We start from the raw sequence: 17,012 nt of genomic DNA, 5'->3' as shown, positions 1-17,012 counted from the left end.
TTTAATAGTTGCATTAAATGATTTGTCTTTGGCCCGAAGTCCGTGATAAGCTAATCGCAAATATTCATCGGCTAGTTTATTGATATCCGTGGGTTCCATTTGTCCAGAACTGGCACGGGAATGCTGCAGCATGTCTTTTACGATACTATCTGCACGTTTGCCATGAAAGTTTATTTTTTCCAGATTTTGTTTTATATCAACTGCTATATTTTTAACTTCTTCAAAATCTCCTTTTTCAATTTCTTCATTCATCTCTTCTAACAATTCACTACTCACTTCACTGAAATTATTCACAAAATTTAATGGATTCTGAATTTCATGGGCAATCCCTGCGGTGAGTTCACCAAGAGAAGCCATTTTTTCGGATTGAATTAATTGTACTTGTGTTGTTTTGAGTTCTTCAAGTGCTTTTTGTAACTCCTCTTTTTGACCAAGGATTTCTGCTGTTCGTTCTGCTACCTGAATTTCTAATTTTGCTTTTAAAATTTCTGACTGTTGGAACTCTTTTTCTAGCTCAATGGCCTTTAACTGTTCTTTTTCCATCTCTTTACGTTGTTTTCTAGTAATGAAAAACATGGCAAAAATCCAAATGATTGAAAAAGAAATTGCAGCGTGAAAATAATTATTCCATTCTTTATGAAAAGAGGAATTAATAAGTTCCGTAAAATCTTCTATAAAATTCACGACGATAAAGGGCAATAAGGAATAAATAAAGGATTTTACAGGTTTAAATTCTTTAAGAGTAAGGCAAAAATATACTAAGCCAAATAACATCAAATTTGCTATCCAAGCAGTTATGCCTTTCTTGGAATCTAGAATAAGTTGCGTAATCATAAACGTTATAGAAAGCCAGAATCCTATAAACAAATACTTATCTATTTGAGGCAATAAAATTTTGCTTTGCAATGTTCTTCGCAAATGACTAAAAACGACTATTAATAGAATATAATCAAAGTTCATATTTAATAATTTAAATAGTAATAAATTATATCGGTAGCATTATAATAAAGGTGGCACCATTGCCTTCTTCTGTTTCAACGTTAATAGTGCCTCCATGTCCTTTCACCACAATATCGTAACTCAGAGACAATCCCAAACCGGTTCCTTCTCCTGTAGGTTTTGTGGTAAAAAAAGGCTGCATTATTTTATCTTTAATTGCATTTGGAATTCCTGTACCATTATCTTTCACCATAATTTCGACAAGATTTCCTTTTTGTTCAGTTGTCACACATAAAACTGGGTTGTATTCTTGGGTTGCTGTTTTTTGTTTTTGGTGTGTGGAATAAAAAGCATTGGTAAACAAATTGAGTAAAACTCGACCTATATCTTGTGGAATTACATCAATCTTTGGAAGTTTTGGATCAAAATGAGTTTCCAGTTCGGCATTGAAGCTTTTGTCTTTGGCTCGTAAACCATGATAAGCCAGTCTCAAATATTCATCGGCAAGGGCATTAATATCTGTTGGTTCTTTTTGTCCTGAGCTAATACGGGAATGCTGTAACATACCCTTTACAATCCCATCAGCACGTTTTCCGTGAAAGATTATTTTTTCTAAATTTTGTTTGATGTCTATTGCAATAGTTTTGGCTTCTTCCGTTTCGCCTTTATCCATTTCATCATGCATTTCATCAATCAGTTCTAAACTAACTTCCGAAAAATTATTTACAAAGTTCAATGGATTCTGAATCTCATGGGCAATCCCGGCAGTAAGCTCCCCCAGCGAAGCCATTTTTTCGGATTGAATAAGCTGAAGTTGGGTGGTTTTGAGTTTATTGAAGGCTTTCTCAATTTCACGAGCATGGACAAGTTCCTTTTCTTTAGCCAAAGCATGCTCCTTTTCAAGAATTCTTTTTCGTTGGAAGCGGTCTATCAAAAATACAACTAACATAAAGAAGACACCATATAGCGTATACGCCCACCAAGTGCGCCACCACGGTGGAGTGATACTAAATGCAACCGAAGCTCCTATTTTATTCCAAACACCATTGCTATTGGCCGCTTTTACCCTAAAAATATAATCCCCCGGAGGCAGATCATAATAATATGCAGTGCGAATATTTCCTACTTCACGCCAGTTGTTATCATAATTCTCCAGTTTATAGGCAAATTTATTTCTTTCGGGGTTAGCATAGTGTATTCCGGTATAATTGATGGAAATACTGTTTTGGTTGTACTTTAGAATAAAATCTTTAGGTACAGACTTTCTATATTTTTGAATAGAATCAATGCCGTAATACATTGAAATATCACCAATTTTAAAATCGGTAATATATACTTTCGGTGGGGTTGAATTTTTAGATACATTATTTGGATTAAAAACAGTGATACCGTTACTACCACCAAAAAACATAAGGCCTTCAGATGTTTTAAGGCATGATCCATCGGCAAAAAGACGCCCTTGTATACCTTCTTCCATCGAAAAGTTATTAAATTGTTTTTCTTCAATACTGAATCTGCTGATTCCATCAAAAGTACTAAGCCAAAGTGCTTTGTTTTTTTCGTCTGACAAAATACCTTGGACACCCATAGAAGGTAAACCATCTTTTGTAGTATATGTTATAATTTTTCCTGTTTTGATATTGTATCTGCTAAGACCACCACCCCAAGTCCCAACCCAAACTATTCCTTCTTTATCAACGTAGAGCGAATTGATGTCTTGCGATTTTAAAACATCACCTTTTTTCTTATCAAATGCATGTCTTACTATTTTATCGGTATCATAATTATATAGAAATAATCCATTATTGGAAAGTAGCCATATTCCTTGTTCAGTGCTCTCATAAATATTGGCTACATCATTGCTGTTATTACCTGATCCAAAAGTCTCTGACAAATCAAAACGACGAAATGTTTGACTATTTTTAGCTTTAAAAAAAACACCATTAACCGTGCAATACCATTGATTACCCCTACTATCATTAAATAGACTGTAAATATGAAGTTTATCCATTCTAGGATCCAGAATAGCTTTTTTACAAGTCTTTGTATTTGTATTAAAAAGAAAAAAACCAAGGTTCGTTTGGAAAAGAATTTCATCGGAAGAATTTAAACCAATACCAAAAAACCAAATTACCCCAGATTGTATTTTCGAAATCGGATAAGGTATTACAGAATTGGTAACAGGATCAAAAACATTAAAACCCCCATCGTTAGTCATCCAAATTTTACCATCCCCACTTTCAAATATTTTATTAACCCAGCCTTGAGTAATGGAATTTTTTTCATCTTTTTTATAGACATAGGATTTCAACACAACCCGATTTGTATATCTAAGTAATCCCTGAGCTTCTGTTCCGATCCAAAGATTATCGAAAGAATCCAAATGGAGACAAGTAAGAACATTTTTTGTCAATCTTTGATTTTGACCTTCATTCAACACTTCAAATTGTTCCTTTTTCAGATCAAAATACATTAAACCATAAGTAGTACCTAACCAAATATTCCCTTTTGAATCAAACTCTATTTCAGTAATAAAAAAATCATTACTCTTAATGAATGGTTCTTTTAAAGGATAGGACTTCACTTTACCTGTATTGGGATTCCAGACACTTAGAATTGAATAGACTTCACTACTTGAACTCATCCAGACATTGCCTTTACCATCGCAATTAATTGTGCTATAGTATTGATTACTCAGATATTCGGCTATTGGCCACTTCGCTTTATGAATATTTTTATTTTTGTCAATCCTAAAAAAACCATTAGCGGCAAATACCCAGATATTATCCAAATGGTCTGTAGCAGCTTTATAAACATTTTTTATTTCTTGATTATTGGGTGAATCAAAACGTTTGAGTGCATTACTTTTTTCATCTTTATAGAAAAGAGCATGAGTTGATTTTAAACCAACAAAAGAATCCACTCCAAAATAAATCCGCCCTCTCGAATCCCCATTTATAGTGATTATCGAGGGTTGTGATCCCAAAGGAAAATCCGTTAGCTTTAAAAAATCATAGTTCTTGAATGTTTTTGTAACGGGATTATATTCACTGAGTAGCTCTGTGCAGCCAATCCAAATATGGCCATCCTGAGCTTCAAAAAGTTTTTTGGTTAAAATGCTGCCCATTTTTTTGGGATCTTTGGGATCTACATCATAATGTTTAAATTCATACCCATCATATTGCACAAGTCCATTACTGGTTGTTATCCAGACTATACCTTGCTTGTCAGTGATAATATCGGTGATAAAAGTGCCTCCCAAATCAGGATAAACGGTAAAATTACTGGAATTAAGTTGTGCGAAAACAGAGGAATAAAATACCTGAAAACCGACTAATAAGATAACAAAAAAGTACTTTTTCATAATCCAGCTATTTTTATTAATTTGTTTGAGAACAATCTCACTTACTAAATCTTCTTAGGTCCTTTTTTTCAGCTATCATCTTCTTATTTATAATGAAGTAAGCCTAAAACATTCGAAAACCGATAACTTGTAGAGTAGATTGGGTAGCAAAAAATAAAAAATATAACTAAATCTATATCAATAGATTACACATATTAAAATTACATAAAAATTAACAAACTTATTACTCCATTTTCAATTTAAATACAAACACTTTATAAGTAGGGCAAACACATGAATTTAAATAATGGCCGCAGATTCGCAGATTTATTTATTGGAAAGCTGATTTATTTATTTTAAAGAAATTAATTAGCGCTAATTCCACTAAAAACGGTTAATTCGGTATAGAAATTTAAATTAAAATCTGCTAATCAGCGGTAAAAAAACTCATTCATTCGCCCCGTATTTATAAGGCGCAATTTTAATACAATTCAAAAAATTAAAATAATGGAGGTAAATAATTTCCATTTAATCCACAAAAAAACCGTCACCTCTTAAGCATAATTGGCGGCGGTTTCCCTTAAAAAAAAATTTATTTCTTTACTAATTCAAAACTATTTTTTTTCTAATTCTCGTATATAGTTGACCAATTTCCATCTTTGGTCGTCTGTTAAAAGTTCAAAATAGGTAGCCATTGGAGCTTTCCCGTTGGTTATCTTCCAAAAAATAGCGCCATCGGTTTGACTTTTTACATTCAAAGCCAAAAAATTGGCAGGATGTGGTTGCAAGGTAAGACCTGCTTCTCCATTTCCCTGTCCTTTTACACCGTGACACAACACACACATCTGATTAAATACTTCCTTTCCATCCTCTGTTGCCTTCTGATTTCCTACAAACGGATTTTTCAATGAATTAGAATATTCTGGTGCAACCCAGCTTATTTCTTGCGCGATACTTTTTGTTCCCGACACAATTAGTAAAGCTAGTACTACGAAAATTTTGAATGCTACTTTCATGGCTTTGTGCTATTAAATTATAGATCAAATTTAAGAAAACGTTGTAGCAATAAAGCTGACATTTATCATGAAATCAGCACTTTTTTAAGTAAAAAGCAAAATAATTAGAAAAAATTAATAAATATCAGATATAATCAAAATTTACTGATTATTCCATAAATTATTTAACGGTGTAGCATCCATAAATATACCATTATCAATAGAAATTGATTTTATTGTTTTATTTGATTTTAAAGAAATTACTGTGTTTTTTTGATTCGCTTGCCAAATGGCAGGGTTTTGATGTAAAACCTCTTTTGTATCATCCTTATACACAACAACAACATCAAAAGGAATGGCAAAACCACCTACATTTTTAACCCAAATTGTATTTTTTGAATTACCATTTTCCACTTTTTCAATCATTAAATCAATGTAGTTATTGGTAAAAAACCAATTGTTGAAAAACCAATTTAAATTTTTACCTGAACTAGTATTTATACAGTTGAAAAAGTCCCAAGGAATTGGATGTTTCCCATTCCATGTATCCATATAAAAATGCAGTGCTTTTTTAAATTGCTCGTCTCCAAGCATATCTTTCAGGGCAAGATAAGAAAGAGAAGCTTTTCCATATGAATTATTACCATAACCCGCATCCGAAACTTGAGTTGACATCGAAATTATAGCTTGATCTTCCTCTGTCGACGGGTCATTAATGTATTGATTGACTCTGAACTCCTTATAAAATTTATCGGCTGCCTCTTTGCCATGTTCTGCTATACCAATCAAATATTCAAAAGTAGTAGCCCAACCTTCATCCATAAAAGCATATCGGGTTTCATTTATTCCCATATAAAAAGGGAAATAAGTATGTGCTATTTCATGATCCTGCACCAATTGTGCAAAAACTGGATCCCCCATTTGAGAATCATTAACCATCATAGGATATTCCATATCTGCAAATCCCTGAAAAGCTGTCATCTTAGAGTATGGATAAGGTACACCCGGCCAATTATTGGAAAACCAAGACAACGCATAATTGTTATTTTTAACAGAGTTTCTAAAATCAGTTCCTTTTACTAGATCATAAGCGGCTTGAGTACTGGTTCGGCGATTGGTTTTGGCATCTACGATGACACTTCCTGCATCCCATACATAATGATTGCTTAAGGCAAAACAAACATCGGTAATGTTGTTAGCCTGAAATTTCCAACTGTTCCAATCATTCTGTTGGGTTACGCGCCCTTCGCTCATTTCTTTGTCATTGGCTATTTGCATTACCTCATCTGTGGTGTATGATTTTTTTAAACGGGCAGCAAACTCAGGTTGCAAAACTTCGTCTGGGTTCAAAAAATCACCTGTTCCGTAGACAACATAATTTTTGGGTGCCTTTACTGTATAGGTATAATCATTAAAGTCATTATAAAACTCTTGGCGATCAGTATGAGGCAATCTATCCCATTTATTATAATCGTCAAAAACCGACACTCTAGGATAGCTATAAGCAACATAAAAAGTAGTTTCGTCTATTTGCCCTTCTCTTCCGCTTTCTTTAGACAATGGGTAATTCCATTCAATTTCAAGTGTTGCTTTAGACTGTGGAAGTATAGGCTTTTTCATCTTTACATTGCCAACTGTTCCCCATTTTCTGGCATCTTCTTTGTAAACTTCTCCATTTATCTTTAAAAAAGTAATAGTTAGTCCATCTGACAAAAAATCATCACTTACATTACCACTTCTGGGAGAAGAAGGTTTATGCAAATTATTTACAAAGCGAATTGCCATATTATTCAAAGTATCGCTACTGTTATTTTCATACACAATAGTTTCGATTCCGCTTACTATTTTTGTGGTGGTGTTTACGGTAATATCCATAGTGTATTTACCATGATTCTGCCAATACTTTTTACCTGGCAAACCATCCATAGATCGGGTTCCTTTTGCGTAAGCATCTTTAATGTTTCTGGGCATATAGAGATCTTGTGCAAAACCACTTTGAGCAAGAAATAGAAATGCTAATAATAATTTTAACAGGGCTGGTTTTCTCATTTTTAGATTATCAGTTTTGATGATTGTTATAAATAATAATCAGTAAGTCTGAAAATGAAGATTTTTGTAACAAAATTTTAAGTTTTTTTTACCCAATTTGTCATTACAAATTATAAACCTCTTTAATTAGAAAGTTAATCAGCAAATACAGGATAGCACCAAAAGCTATGAAATAATGAAATCTAATATCCTAGTGCCTCTGGTTGTTTGCAGATTATGAAAATGCGTATTTTCTACTAAAAGAAAATACGATTAAAAATAGTCTTTTCATTAAATTTGCAGATGGATGGATAGGCATTTGTGTTTGCGGTAAGTAGACTAAATTTGCCTATACTATAATTGTTCTTCTAATTTCAAAATCTTTTCTTTAATTTCATTTTCAGTCAATTCCGTTTTAGTATTTGATTTTAATAAATTTTCAAGTATTATACCTTGCGCTTTTATTAACGCTTTTTCTGAACTTATTTTTATATCAGCATCAATTCCTTTATGTTCCCAATTGGTATTTGTGATTGAATTTTTTTCAATTGAAATTGGAATAAATAAATGATATTTGTTGCCAATAAAAAATGCTTTAACTGGATTTGCTGCTCCATAAGTTTTATCTCCAATTACCTTTGCAATTTTATTTTGTTGCAAATTATATGCAAATGCCTCAGCGGCAGAAATAGTTTTATTGTTTACAAGAATATATACTGGTTTATCTAAATACTTTTTTCCATTCACTTTTTGTGTTGTGTAAGATTTTGTAGTTTTATGATCGTACCTAGTGTAAGTTTCATTTAATTTTATTTTTTTATCAAAAAAGTAACTTAAAAATAGTTCGACCATTTTACCATCTCCACCTTGATTGTTTCTTAAATCTATAATTAATGCATTAGTATTTGAAACAAAATTCATTGTCGCATCAAGAATATATTGAGCAGATTTGTTTCCTTCGGGAAATCCAGTATACACGATATAACCTATATTCCCGTCTAATCTTGTAACTTTTTCAAAACCATAATTCCATTGTTTATTAATAGCATCATATTCTTTCAACAATTCTTTTTCATTAACAGTTTTTTCTTCATTTTCTTGACTTGGGCGATATAACACATTGAAATGTAAATCATTTCCATTTTTAGTTAAATAAGAAGAAAGAGATTTTGCAAATGCTGCATCAGTAAGATTATCAAAAGTTTTAAGCTCTATTTCTGATTTTAATTTTTCAGAAAGTTGATTTGCCACATCCTCAAAAATGTAATATTCATTAATTCTATCTGCTATTTCAGTTATTTGTTTATTTCGTTCAGTCAAATCCTGGGCATTTGCATTTGAGTTGAAGCAGATAGGAATGCAGGCTAATAATAGATTAAATAATATTCTCATTTTTTTAAAGTTTACAATTAGTAATTATTTTTTTTAAAGTTTTATCTAGCAAATCAATTTCTTCCAATGACAAACCATCAAGTGCTGTTTCCCTGTTTATTTGGATAATTGGGCTTATTAATTCTATAGTTTTTTTTCCTTTTTCGGTTAATTTGATATTAAATTTTCTTCTATCTTCTGTATGAATAGTTCTGTTTAGATAATCTTTTTTTACCATTAATTCTATCATTCTCGTGACGGATGCATTGTCTTTAAATATAAGATTTGCCAATTCATTTTGCGAAATTTCTGCATCCTTGTTAAAGATTATCAAGACTAAACATTGATCTACTGTAATATCTTTTACAATTTTCGCAATATTTTTCTGCGCTAATTTTCTATACTCTTTAATTGCTTGCTCAATTGAATAAAGTACTGTTCCTGTTGGGTTTTTAATATTCATAATAATTTTATTTGATACAAATATAATTGATATATCAATATAAATTAAAAAAAATATTTTTTTTAACGATTATTGATTCAAAATCGAACTGTTTTATATTTATGATTAAGCTAAACTCTTTTGGATTACGGAAGTAATTTACAAATGATAAAACGCTTTAATTAGAAAGTTAATCAGTAAATACAGGATAGCAACAATTAAAGCTAATGCAATAATGAAAGTAATAATATTTAATACGATATTAGGAATAAAACTCAGTCTGGGATGCACATAAAAAGGTTCACGATGCAAATGCTCGTGCATAGTTTTGGCAGCTATTTTTATCTTCTTTTTGATGTCTCTAGAATTTAGAAATCTATTTATCAATAGGAAATCATACAAATCCAATAGCTAATACTAAAAACAGCTAAATGATTACCACAACAAATATAATCATTTAAAAAACAACATCTTATAATCACTAATAAAAACAGTCAATCTTACAAAATTTGTAATTCTATTTTTTTTATGAATAAAAAAAGCCGTCACATTTTTGAAACGTGACGGCTCTTAAAAAATTTTGAAACGACTATAAAATATAATCAGTATTGATAAAATTAGATTCTTTGCTGTTTAGCAATTCTTGCAATATTTCATTATTATAAGCATTGTCTTTTGAAGCAACGAAAGTTCTGATAGAGAAAGAACGTAAAGCATCATGAATACTCAATGTCCCGAAAGCTGAATCTTTTCTTCCAGTAAATGGGAAAACATCCGGTCCTCTTTGGCAAGAACTATTCAAGTTTACTCTACAAACCAAATTCACCAAAGTATCGATAAGCGGCGCAATGGTTTTAATATCTTTTCCGAACAAACTTACTTGTTGACCGTAGTTTGACTCAGCCATATCATTCAAAGGTTCTTGAATATCTTTGAATGTCAAAACTGGTACTACTGGACCAAATTGTTCTTCTTGATATACACGCATTTCTTTGTTTACTGGAAACAAAACCGCTGGAAATATAAAATTATCAGAGCGTTCCCCTCCTTTTGCATTGATTACTTTTGCTCCTTTACTGGTAGCATCATCAATCAATTCTTGAATATAAGCTGGTTTTTCGGTTTCAGGAAGTGGTGTCAAAGCAACTCCTTTTTCCCAAGGATTTCCAAATTGCAATGAATCAACTTTGGCAGCAAAACGTTTGTTAAACTCATCTGCAATCGATTCATGAACGTATAAAAGTTTCAATGCCGTACAACGTTGTCCATTAAAAGACAAAGTTCCCATGATACATTCTTGGATAGCCAAATCTAAATCGGCATCCGGTAAAATTATTGCTGGATTCTTCGCTTCTAAACCTAATACCAAACGTAATCTGTTTTTGTTTGGATGTTGGTCTTGCAAAGCGATAGCTGATTTACTGTTTCCAATCAAAGCCAAAATATCCACTTTCCCAGATTTCATTATTGGCGAAGCGATTTCACGTCCTCTACCATAAACAATACTGATTACTCCTTTTGGGAAACTGCTTCTAAAAGCTTCCAATAATGGAGAAATTAATAGAACTCCATGTTTTGCTGGTTTGAAAATTACAGGGTTACCCATAATCAAAGCAGGAATAAGTAATGTAAAGGTTTCGTTCAATGGATAATTGTAAGGTCCAAGACACAATACCACTCCAATAGGTCCTCTACGCACCATGGCATTTATACCTTGCACTTTAGAAAAATGAGCTGAACGACTGTTCAATTCTTTATAGCTTTCAATAGTATCGTTAATATATTCTACCGTTCTGTCAAATTCTTTTTCGGAATCACCAAGTGTTTTTCCAATTTCCCACATCAAAAGCTTAACTACTTCAGTACGGGTTTCTTTCATTTTGACTACAAACTTCTCCATGCACTTAATACGATCAACAACTTTCATCGTTGGCCACAAACCTTGTCCATTATTAAAAGCTGTTTTTGCAGACTCAGCCACTTCTAGTGCTTCTGCTTCACCCATAAAAGGAATAGAACCTAATAAAGTTGGCTCATATTTTTCGGTTGAAGAAATTGTAGAATATACAGGTGTTGTTTTTCCAGTCCATTTTTTCAATTCACCATTTACCAAATAAGTATCTTGAATAAGAGGTGTTGTAATTTGAAATTCTTGAGGTATTGTATTCATTCCGTGGTTATTTTGGTTGTTTTTAGATTTAAAAAAGAGACCAAAAAAGCCTCTCTTTTTATTGTTCATGATATTATACTATATCACCATTCCATTCTATGATACCACCAACTAAATTATAGGCATTTTCTATCCCTAACTCGTTCATGATTTCACATGCTTTTGCACTTCTCATACCTGAGCGGCAGTATACATAATAATTTTTACTTTTATCCAATGCTGAAATAGCATCTATAAATTCCTGCCCCTTATGAATATCGATATTTATAGAACCTTCAATTATGCCTTGATCACATTCATCTTCAGTTCTTACATCTAATATTACTGCATTTTCATCTGCTTCAAATTGGGAAACCCATTCATCTTGTGTCAAATTCATAATATTTATTTTTTCGTAAAAATACGAGATTTTCCTCAAACAATACACCTCTTTTTTGTGAATTAATCAATAAACTAAAGAAAACGTTTTCGTAAAAATCAATATTCAACAAATGCAAACATCTGTTATTTATAGTTTAAAATCAGGACTTAATTATCCGATTCTTTTCTGTATTTCATAATTTATTACAGGTACTTCCCTCTTCATTTATCGAAGACTTCTCCTTTTTTATTACTTTTACAGTGTTGGAAATCCAACTCATTTCAAAATCAAAAATCAAAATGCCAGAACAGTTAAAAAAAATATTTCCATCCTTTTCAAAAGAACTGATTCAAGATATAATAGCAAACCAAGTCATTAAAAACTTTAGTTCGGGCGAAGTTATTATGCGCACTGGACAATACATTAAAAATACTGTTTTAATAACCAAGGGAAGCATTAAAGTCTATCGTGAAGACGTTGATGGTGGTGAATTTTTCATGTACTATTTACAACCTGGACAAGCATGTGCGTTATCTATGGTATGTGCCATTAATAATGAAAAAAGCCAAATTATGGCAAAAGTGGATGAGGATGCCGAACTCATTATGGTTCCTCTCCCATTGATGGACAAATGGATGATGCAACATCGAACTTGGTATGAATTTGTGATTGGCAGTTACCGAAATCGCTTTGAAGAAGTACTGGAAGTTATAGACAGTATTGCATTTAGAGCTATGGATGAGCGCCTGGAATTTTACCTAAAACGCCAAGTTGAAGCTTGTGGCTGCAAAGAACTTAAACTTTCCCATCAAGAAATTGGATCTGATTTGAATACTTCCAGAGAAGTTATTTCGAGACTACTCAAAAAAATGGAACAAAGAGGCTTGGTGGTTTTGCATCGCAATCAGATTGAGATTTTGATGTAATTTTTAAATTCCAAATCATAACTTCTTCAAAAGTGACAAAAGTTACAGTTCGCCAAAAATAGTCTTTGCATCTTTGCCTCAAACAAAATATAAAACATGGAATACTTCGGTTATTTGGCATCTATCATAATAGGCCTCTCATTAGGATTAATAGGTGGTGGAGGTTCTATTTTGACTATTCCCATATTGGTTTATTTATTCAAAATAGATCCAAAATTGGCCACTAGTTATTCTTTATTTATAGTTGGTATTACTGCTTTATCAGGATGTTACACTCATTACCGAATGGGGAATCTCAAAATCAAATCGGCAATGTATTTTGCAGTTCCTTCAGTATTTTCAATATTGGTTATCAGGGAAGTAATCATTTTAAAAATTCCCAATGTTATTTTTACGATAAATGATTTTCAGGTTACCAAAAACTTTTTAATCATGATCATTTTTGCAGTCTTGATGATGGCTGCTTCATTTTCGATGATTCTCAAAACCAATTCTCAAATTCAATCTCATCGTACCAATTATCTTCAATTAGCAATAATAGGCTCTGTTGTTGGAATTGTTACTGGTTTTCTAGGCGCAGGCGGTGGATTTTTAATCATTCCCGCTCTTTTATTTTTTGCAAATTTACCAATGAAACAAGCCGTTGGGACTTCATTATTAATCATCTTTATTAACTCTTCCATTGGATTTGTGGGTGATTTATATATTGGAACCCCAATCAATTATACTTTATTAATAATTATTTCTGTCATAGCTTTTATAGGAATGATTATTGGCACTCAATTGTCTAAAAAAATAGACGGTAACAAACTAAAACCAATTTTTGGCTGGTTCATTTTGGTCATGGGAATCTATATTTTTGTCAAGGAATTTTTCGCTATTTAGAATATTCAAAGCTGCTAAGACACTGAGATTCTATGTCGCTGAAATTAAAAAGTGATTATAAAAAAAATATTCATCAAAATCTTAGAAACTTAGAGACTTAGAATCTCAGTCACTCATTAAATTAAACTTACGTTAAAGTAATTTTTGTCACAGATAGTATCATAAAACAGAATTAACTTTGTATCACATTAAAATTAAAATCATGCAAATAGAACAAATATATACAGGATGTCTGGCACAAGGTGCTTATTATATCACTTCCAATGGTGAAGCAGCTATAATTGACCCACTAAGGGAAACACAACCTTATTTGGACAGAATCGAACGTGACGGAGTCAAGCTGAAGTATATTTTTGAAACTCATTTTCATGCCGATTTTGTTTCGGGACATTTGGATTTAAGCAAAGAAACGGGCGCTGCAATCGTTTATGGACCAACAGCACAACCCGAATTTAAAGCCACTGTTGCAACAGACAACCAACTATTTGAAATAGGGAATATCAAAATAAAAGTATTGCACACTCCTGGTCACACCATGGAAAGTTCTACGTATTTACTAATCGACGAAGAAGGAAAAGATCATGCAATTTTCTCTGGAGACACCTTGTTTATTGGTGATGTAGGAAGACCTGATCTTGCCCAAAAAGCAGCTTCGATGACACAGGAACAATTGGCTGGATTATTATATCATTCGTTAAGAGACAAAGTGATGACTCTTGAAGATGATGTCATTGTTTATCCTGCTCATGGCGCCGGTAGTGCTTGTGGTAAAAACATGAGTAAAGAAACCGTTTCGACCATTGGAAACCAAAAAGCAACCAATTATGCTTTGAGAGCCAATATGACCGAAGCCGAATTCATCACCGAAGTGACTGATGGACTGCTACCTCCTCCAGCCTATTTTGGAATGAATGTGGCTATGAACAAAAAAGGATACGATAGTTTTCAGGAGGTTTTACAAAACGGCATGCACGCCTTATCTGTAACCGAATTTGAAACTATAACCGAAGATACGGGTGCCCTAATTTTGGACACGAGAAACAACGGAGATTTCACCAAAGGTTTTATTCCGCAATCCATAAACATAGGAATCAATGGCGATTTCGCCCCTTGGGTAGGTGCTTTGATTGCCGATGTAAAACAACCCATTATATTAGTAACCGAATTAGGACGAGAAAAAGAAACTGTAACTCGTTTGAGTCGCGTGGGTTTTGACAATTTAGTGGGACATTTAGAAGGTGGTTTTGATACTTGGAAAAAAGCGGGCAAAGAAATTGACACCGTAAACCGAATCACTGCAGAACAATTCAAAGCACAAGTGAAAATTGGCGAAAGCAAAATCATTGACATCCGTAAACAAACTGAATATAGCGCTGAACATATCGAAGAAGCTTTCAGCAAACCGCTGTCGAACATCAACGACTGGATAAAAGACATTGACCCTAAAGAGCATTTCTTTATGCATTGTGCGGGTGGCTATCGCAGTATGATTGCAGCATCCATTTTGCAAGCCCGTGGTTTTAGAAATTTCAGCGAGATAGAAGGCGGATTTAATGCCATTGCCAAAACCGATATTCCAAGAACTGATTTTGTGTGTCAAAGTAAAGTATTGAAATAAAAAATATTCAAAATAGCCCAAACAATTCATTAACCTATAAATACTTTTAACATGAAAAAAAACATGGGTGCTACAGACAAATTGATTCGGACTGCAATCGGAATTAACATAACGATATTATATTACTCAGGAATCATAAATGGTATTCTAGCCATTATTTTATTAGCTTTAGCATTTATATTATTACTAACCAGTTTCATTAATTTTTGCCCATTTTATAGACTTTTAGGAATAAACACCAACAAAAAAAAATAAATTATGGACGAAATTCAATGCTGTGTAGTTTCCTGTGAGAAACCTTTGGACAAAGTTTATTGGGACAACCAATATCAATCCAATACTATAGGTTGGGATTTAGGTGAAGTATCTCCTCCTTTAAAAAGTTATATTGACACATTAAAAGATAAAAACATTCGAGTTTTGATTCCAGGTTGTGGAAATACCTATGAAGCCGATTATCTTTTGGAACAAGGTTTTACAAACGTTACCGTAATTGACATAGCTCCGACTTTGGTCGAAAATCTAAAAACCAAGTTCAAAGACAATCCCAATATAAACATTGTATTAGGGGACTTTTTTGAACATCAAGGCGAGTATGACGTAATTCTCGAACAGACATTCTTTTGTGCCTTGCCACCAACGATGCGACAAAAATACGTTTGGAAAATGCATCAACTTTTGGCTCACAAAGGAAAAATTGCGGGATTATTATTCAACCGAACATTTGAAAGTGGCCCACCTTTTGGCGGAAGCCAAGAAGAATATAATTTGCTTTTTCAACAGTCTTTTGATTTTCTAAAGATGGAAGTTTGTCAAGATTCTGCCACACCAAGAGCTGGTTCCGAATTATTTATTGAATTACAAAAAAATAGCGAAGTGTTGGTCAATTTATACCCATATGAAGGTATTACCTGTAGTGGTTGTAAAAATACCGTTTCTGAGAAATTCGCAGCACTTGAAAATGTTTTAAACGTAAGTATGAGCGCCAATTTTTCTGAAGTATTAATCGTCAGTAAAAATGAAATTGCATTGGAAGCATTGCAAAAAGAAATCGCTTACGATACCAAATATAAAATTGGAAATAAACTATAAAAATTGCCTTGAGCTAAAGCAGCAGGCAATTCAAAATAAACTTTCTTAAACCCAAAAAATGAAAGATTTACTATTCACCAACTGGCATGTTATGCGGATTTTTCGCTTTGCTTTTGCTATGTTTTTATTTGCACAAGCTTATTATACAAACGAATGGTTCTTCATCGCCTTTGGATTATTTTTCTTTGTTCAGGCTATTTTTAATACAGGTTGTGAACCCAATGGCTGTGCAATTCCTAAAAATAAATACGCCAAAAAATGAGTACTTTCAATGATATCATTCAATCCGAAAAACCAATTTTGGTTGATTTTTTTGCTACTTGGTGTGGCCCTTGCCAAACATTGGCTCCTATTCTGAAACAAGTCAAAGACAATCTGGGTGACCGAATTTCAATCATCAAAATTGATGTGGACAAAAACCAACAAATCGCTGCTCAATACCAAGTTCGTGGCGTTCCCACCATGATCCTTTTCCAAAAAGGAAAACAGTTGTGGAGACAATCCGGAGTTTTAAGCTCAACTGATTTGATTAAAGTAATTGTAGAAAAAAGCAATTCATGACACGAAAAGCCATTATAATCACTGGCATCGGAATTGTCATAGGAGCTATCTTAGGCTATTTGTACTATCACTTTGTGGGGTGTGCTTCGGGTAGTTGTGCAATAACCTCAAAACCCGTAAACTCTACTCTTTATGGTAGTTTACTAGGTGGATTGTTGTTTAATATGTTTGTAAAAGAAGAGAAAAAGAAATAAAGTGATTAGTGAAAAGTAATTAGTGATTGACTTAGAATTTAATAGCAATCCGAATTATTTGAAAAAAAATAACGTAGAAACCTAGAA

16 protein-coding genes are annotated in these 17,012 nt (G+C 32.8%); 8 read left to right on the top strand and 8 right to left on the bottom strand.

Annotated elements, in window-relative coordinates; all coding sequences use genetic code 11:
* From AC1DY0_RS17800 to AC1DY0_RS17765, 8 genes are all read right to left on the bottom strand, one after another.
* Positions 1-960, bottom strand: a 960-nt coding sequence (locus AC1DY0_RS17800) for a sensor histidine kinase (RefSeq protein ID WP_477189929.1), incomplete at its 3' end; no start/stop codon positions are given.
* A gap of 25 nt (positions 961-985) precedes the next feature.
* On the bottom strand, positions 986-4,303 hold the full coding sequence (locus AC1DY0_RS17795) for a sensor histidine kinase (RefSeq protein ID WP_477189928.1): 3,318 nt from the start codon (positions 4,301-4,303) through the stop codon (positions 986-988).
* 593 nt (positions 4,304-4,896) lie between these two features.
* Positions 4,897-5,298 (bottom strand): c-type cytochrome, encoded by a 402-nt coding sequence (locus AC1DY0_RS17790; protein WP_477189927.1) that lies wholly within the window; start codon positions 5,296-5,298, stop codon positions 4,897-4,899.
* A 141-nt stretch (positions 5,299-5,439) separates the two neighbouring features.
* A complete protein-coding gene (locus AC1DY0_RS17785) occupies positions 5,440-7,326 on the bottom strand; it encodes a M1 family metallopeptidase (protein ID WP_477189926.1) in 1,887 nt (628 codons plus the stop codon).
* Positions 7,327-7,659: 333 nt separating this feature from the next.
* Positions 7,660-8,697, bottom strand: a complete 1,038-nt coding sequence (locus tag AC1DY0_RS17780; RefSeq protein WP_477189925.1) for a S41 family peptidase — start codon at positions 8,695-8,697, stop codon at positions 7,660-7,662.
* 4 nt (positions 8,698-8,701) lie between these two features.
* Positions 8,702-9,139, bottom strand: a complete 438-nt coding sequence (locus AC1DY0_RS17775; RefSeq protein WP_477189924.1) for a MarR family winged helix-turn-helix transcriptional regulator — start codon at positions 9,137-9,139, stop codon at positions 8,702-8,704.
* Positions 9,140-9,707: 568 nt separating this feature from the next.
* Positions 9,708-11,288 (bottom strand): NADP-dependent glyceraldehyde-3-phosphate dehydrogenase, encoded by a 1,581-nt coding sequence (locus AC1DY0_RS17770; RefSeq protein WP_477189923.1) that lies wholly within the window; start codon positions 11,286-11,288, stop codon positions 9,708-9,710.
* 73 nt (positions 11,289-11,361) lie between these two features.
* Positions 11,362-11,667 (bottom strand): rhodanese-like domain-containing protein, encoded by a 306-nt coding sequence (locus tag AC1DY0_RS17765; RefSeq protein WP_477189922.1) that lies wholly within the window; start codon positions 11,665-11,667, stop codon positions 11,362-11,364.
* A gap of 281 nt (positions 11,668-11,948) precedes the next feature.
* Between AC1DY0_RS17765 and AC1DY0_RS17760 the strand changes: the two genes are divergently transcribed.
* From AC1DY0_RS17760 to AC1DY0_RS17725, 8 genes are all read left to right on the top strand, one after another.
* Positions 11,949-12,575 carry a Crp/Fnr family transcriptional regulator gene (locus tag AC1DY0_RS17760; protein WP_477189921.1) on the top strand — a complete coding sequence of 209 codons (627 nt, stop codon included), beginning with the start codon at positions 11,949-11,951 and terminating at the stop codon, positions 12,573-12,575.
* A gap of 96 nt (positions 12,576-12,671) precedes the next feature.
* Positions 12,672-13,460: a sulfite exporter TauE/SafE family protein gene (locus AC1DY0_RS17755; protein WP_477189920.1), complete on the top strand. Its 789-nt coding sequence runs from the start codon at positions 12,672-12,674 to the stop codon at positions 13,458-13,460.
* Positions 13,461-13,662: 202 nt separating this feature from the next.
* Positions 13,663-15,078, top strand: a complete 1,416-nt coding sequence (locus AC1DY0_RS17750) for an MBL fold metallo-hydrolase (protein ID WP_477189919.1) — start codon at positions 13,663-13,665, stop codon at positions 15,076-15,078.
* 51 nt (positions 15,079-15,129) lie between these two features.
* Positions 15,130-15,333: a YgaP family membrane protein gene (locus AC1DY0_RS17745; protein WP_477189918.1), complete on the top strand. Its 204-nt coding sequence runs from the start codon at positions 15,130-15,132 to the stop codon at positions 15,331-15,333.
* A gap of 3 nt (positions 15,334-15,336) precedes the next feature.
* Complete coding sequence (locus AC1DY0_RS17740; protein WP_477189917.1) at positions 15,337-16,170, top strand: methyltransferase domain-containing protein; 834 nt, start codon at positions 15,337-15,339, stop codon at positions 16,168-16,170.
* Positions 16,171-16,228: 58 nt separating this feature from the next.
* Positions 16,229-16,432: a hypothetical protein gene (locus AC1DY0_RS17735; protein ID WP_477189916.1), complete on the top strand. Its 204-nt coding sequence runs from the start codon at positions 16,229-16,231 to the stop codon at positions 16,430-16,432.
* Positions 16,429-16,731, top strand: a complete 303-nt coding sequence (gene trxA, locus AC1DY0_RS17730) for a thioredoxin (RefSeq protein ID WP_477189915.1) — start codon at positions 16,429-16,431, stop codon at positions 16,729-16,731. The genes AC1DY0_RS17735 and trxA overlap by 4 nt, the downstream gene beginning before the upstream one ends.
* Positions 16,728-16,925, top strand: coding sequence for a DUF6132 family protein (locus AC1DY0_RS17725; RefSeq protein WP_477189914.1), 198 nt, complete (start codon positions 16,728-16,730; stop codon positions 16,923-16,925). Before trxA ends, AC1DY0_RS17725 begins: the two co-directional genes overlap by 4 nt.
* Positions 16,926-17,012: the final 87 nt, after the last annotated feature.

This window comes from Flavobacterium sp. P1_E4 (genome assembly GCF_056405915.1).
Note: the sequence above shows the minus strand (reverse complement) of the source record. Positions and strands in the feature narration are given on the sequence as shown.

Excerpts from the sequence above, each read along its gene's own strand:
- AC1DY0_RS17795 (WP_477189928.1), bottom strand. The coding sequence starts at position 4,303 with ATGAAAAAGTACTTTTTTGTTATCTTATTAGTCGGTTTTCAGGTATTT.
- AC1DY0_RS17790 (WP_477189927.1), bottom strand. The coding sequence starts at position 5,298 with ATGAAAGTAGCATTCAAAATTTTCGTAGTACTAGCTTTACTAATTGTG.
- AC1DY0_RS17785 (WP_477189926.1), bottom strand. The coding sequence starts at position 7,326 with ATGAGAAAACCAGCCCTGTTAAAATTATTATTAGCATTTCTATTTCTT.
- AC1DY0_RS17780 (WP_477189925.1), bottom strand. The coding sequence starts at position 8,697 with ATGAGAATATTATTTAATCTATTATTAGCCTGCATTCCTATCTGCTTC.
- AC1DY0_RS17775 (WP_477189924.1), bottom strand. The coding sequence starts at position 9,139 with ATGAATATTAAAAACCCAACAGGAACAGTACTTTATTCAATTGAGCAA.
- AC1DY0_RS17770 (WP_477189923.1), bottom strand. The coding sequence starts at position 11,288 with ATGAATACAATACCTCAAGAATTTCAAATTACAACACCTCTTATTCAA.
- AC1DY0_RS17765 (WP_477189922.1), bottom strand. The coding sequence starts at position 11,667 with ATGAATTTGACACAAGATGAATGGGTTTCCCAATTTGAAGCAGATGAA.
- AC1DY0_RS17760 (WP_477189921.1), top strand. The coding sequence starts at position 11,949 with ATGCCAGAACAGTTAAAAAAAATATTTCCATCCTTTTCAAAAGAACTG.
- AC1DY0_RS17755 (WP_477189920.1), top strand. The coding sequence starts at position 12,672 with ATGGAATACTTCGGTTATTTGGCATCTATCATAATAGGCCTCTCATTA.
- AC1DY0_RS17750 (WP_477189919.1), top strand. The coding sequence starts at position 13,663 with ATGCAAATAGAACAAATATATACAGGATGTCTGGCACAAGGTGCTTAT.
- AC1DY0_RS17745 (WP_477189918.1), top strand. The coding sequence starts at position 15,130 with ATGAAAAAAAACATGGGTGCTACAGACAAATTGATTCGGACTGCAATC.
- AC1DY0_RS17740 (WP_477189917.1), top strand. The coding sequence starts at position 15,337 with ATGGACGAAATTCAATGCTGTGTAGTTTCCTGTGAGAAACCTTTGGAC.
- AC1DY0_RS17735 (WP_477189916.1), top strand. The coding sequence starts at position 16,229 with ATGAAAGATTTACTATTCACCAACTGGCATGTTATGCGGATTTTTCGC.
- trxA (WP_477189915.1), top strand. The coding sequence starts at position 16,429 with ATGAGTACTTTCAATGATATCATTCAATCCGAAAAACCAATTTTGGTT.
- AC1DY0_RS17725 (WP_477189914.1), top strand. The coding sequence starts at position 16,728 with ATGACACGAAAAGCCATTATAATCACTGGCATCGGAATTGTCATAGGA.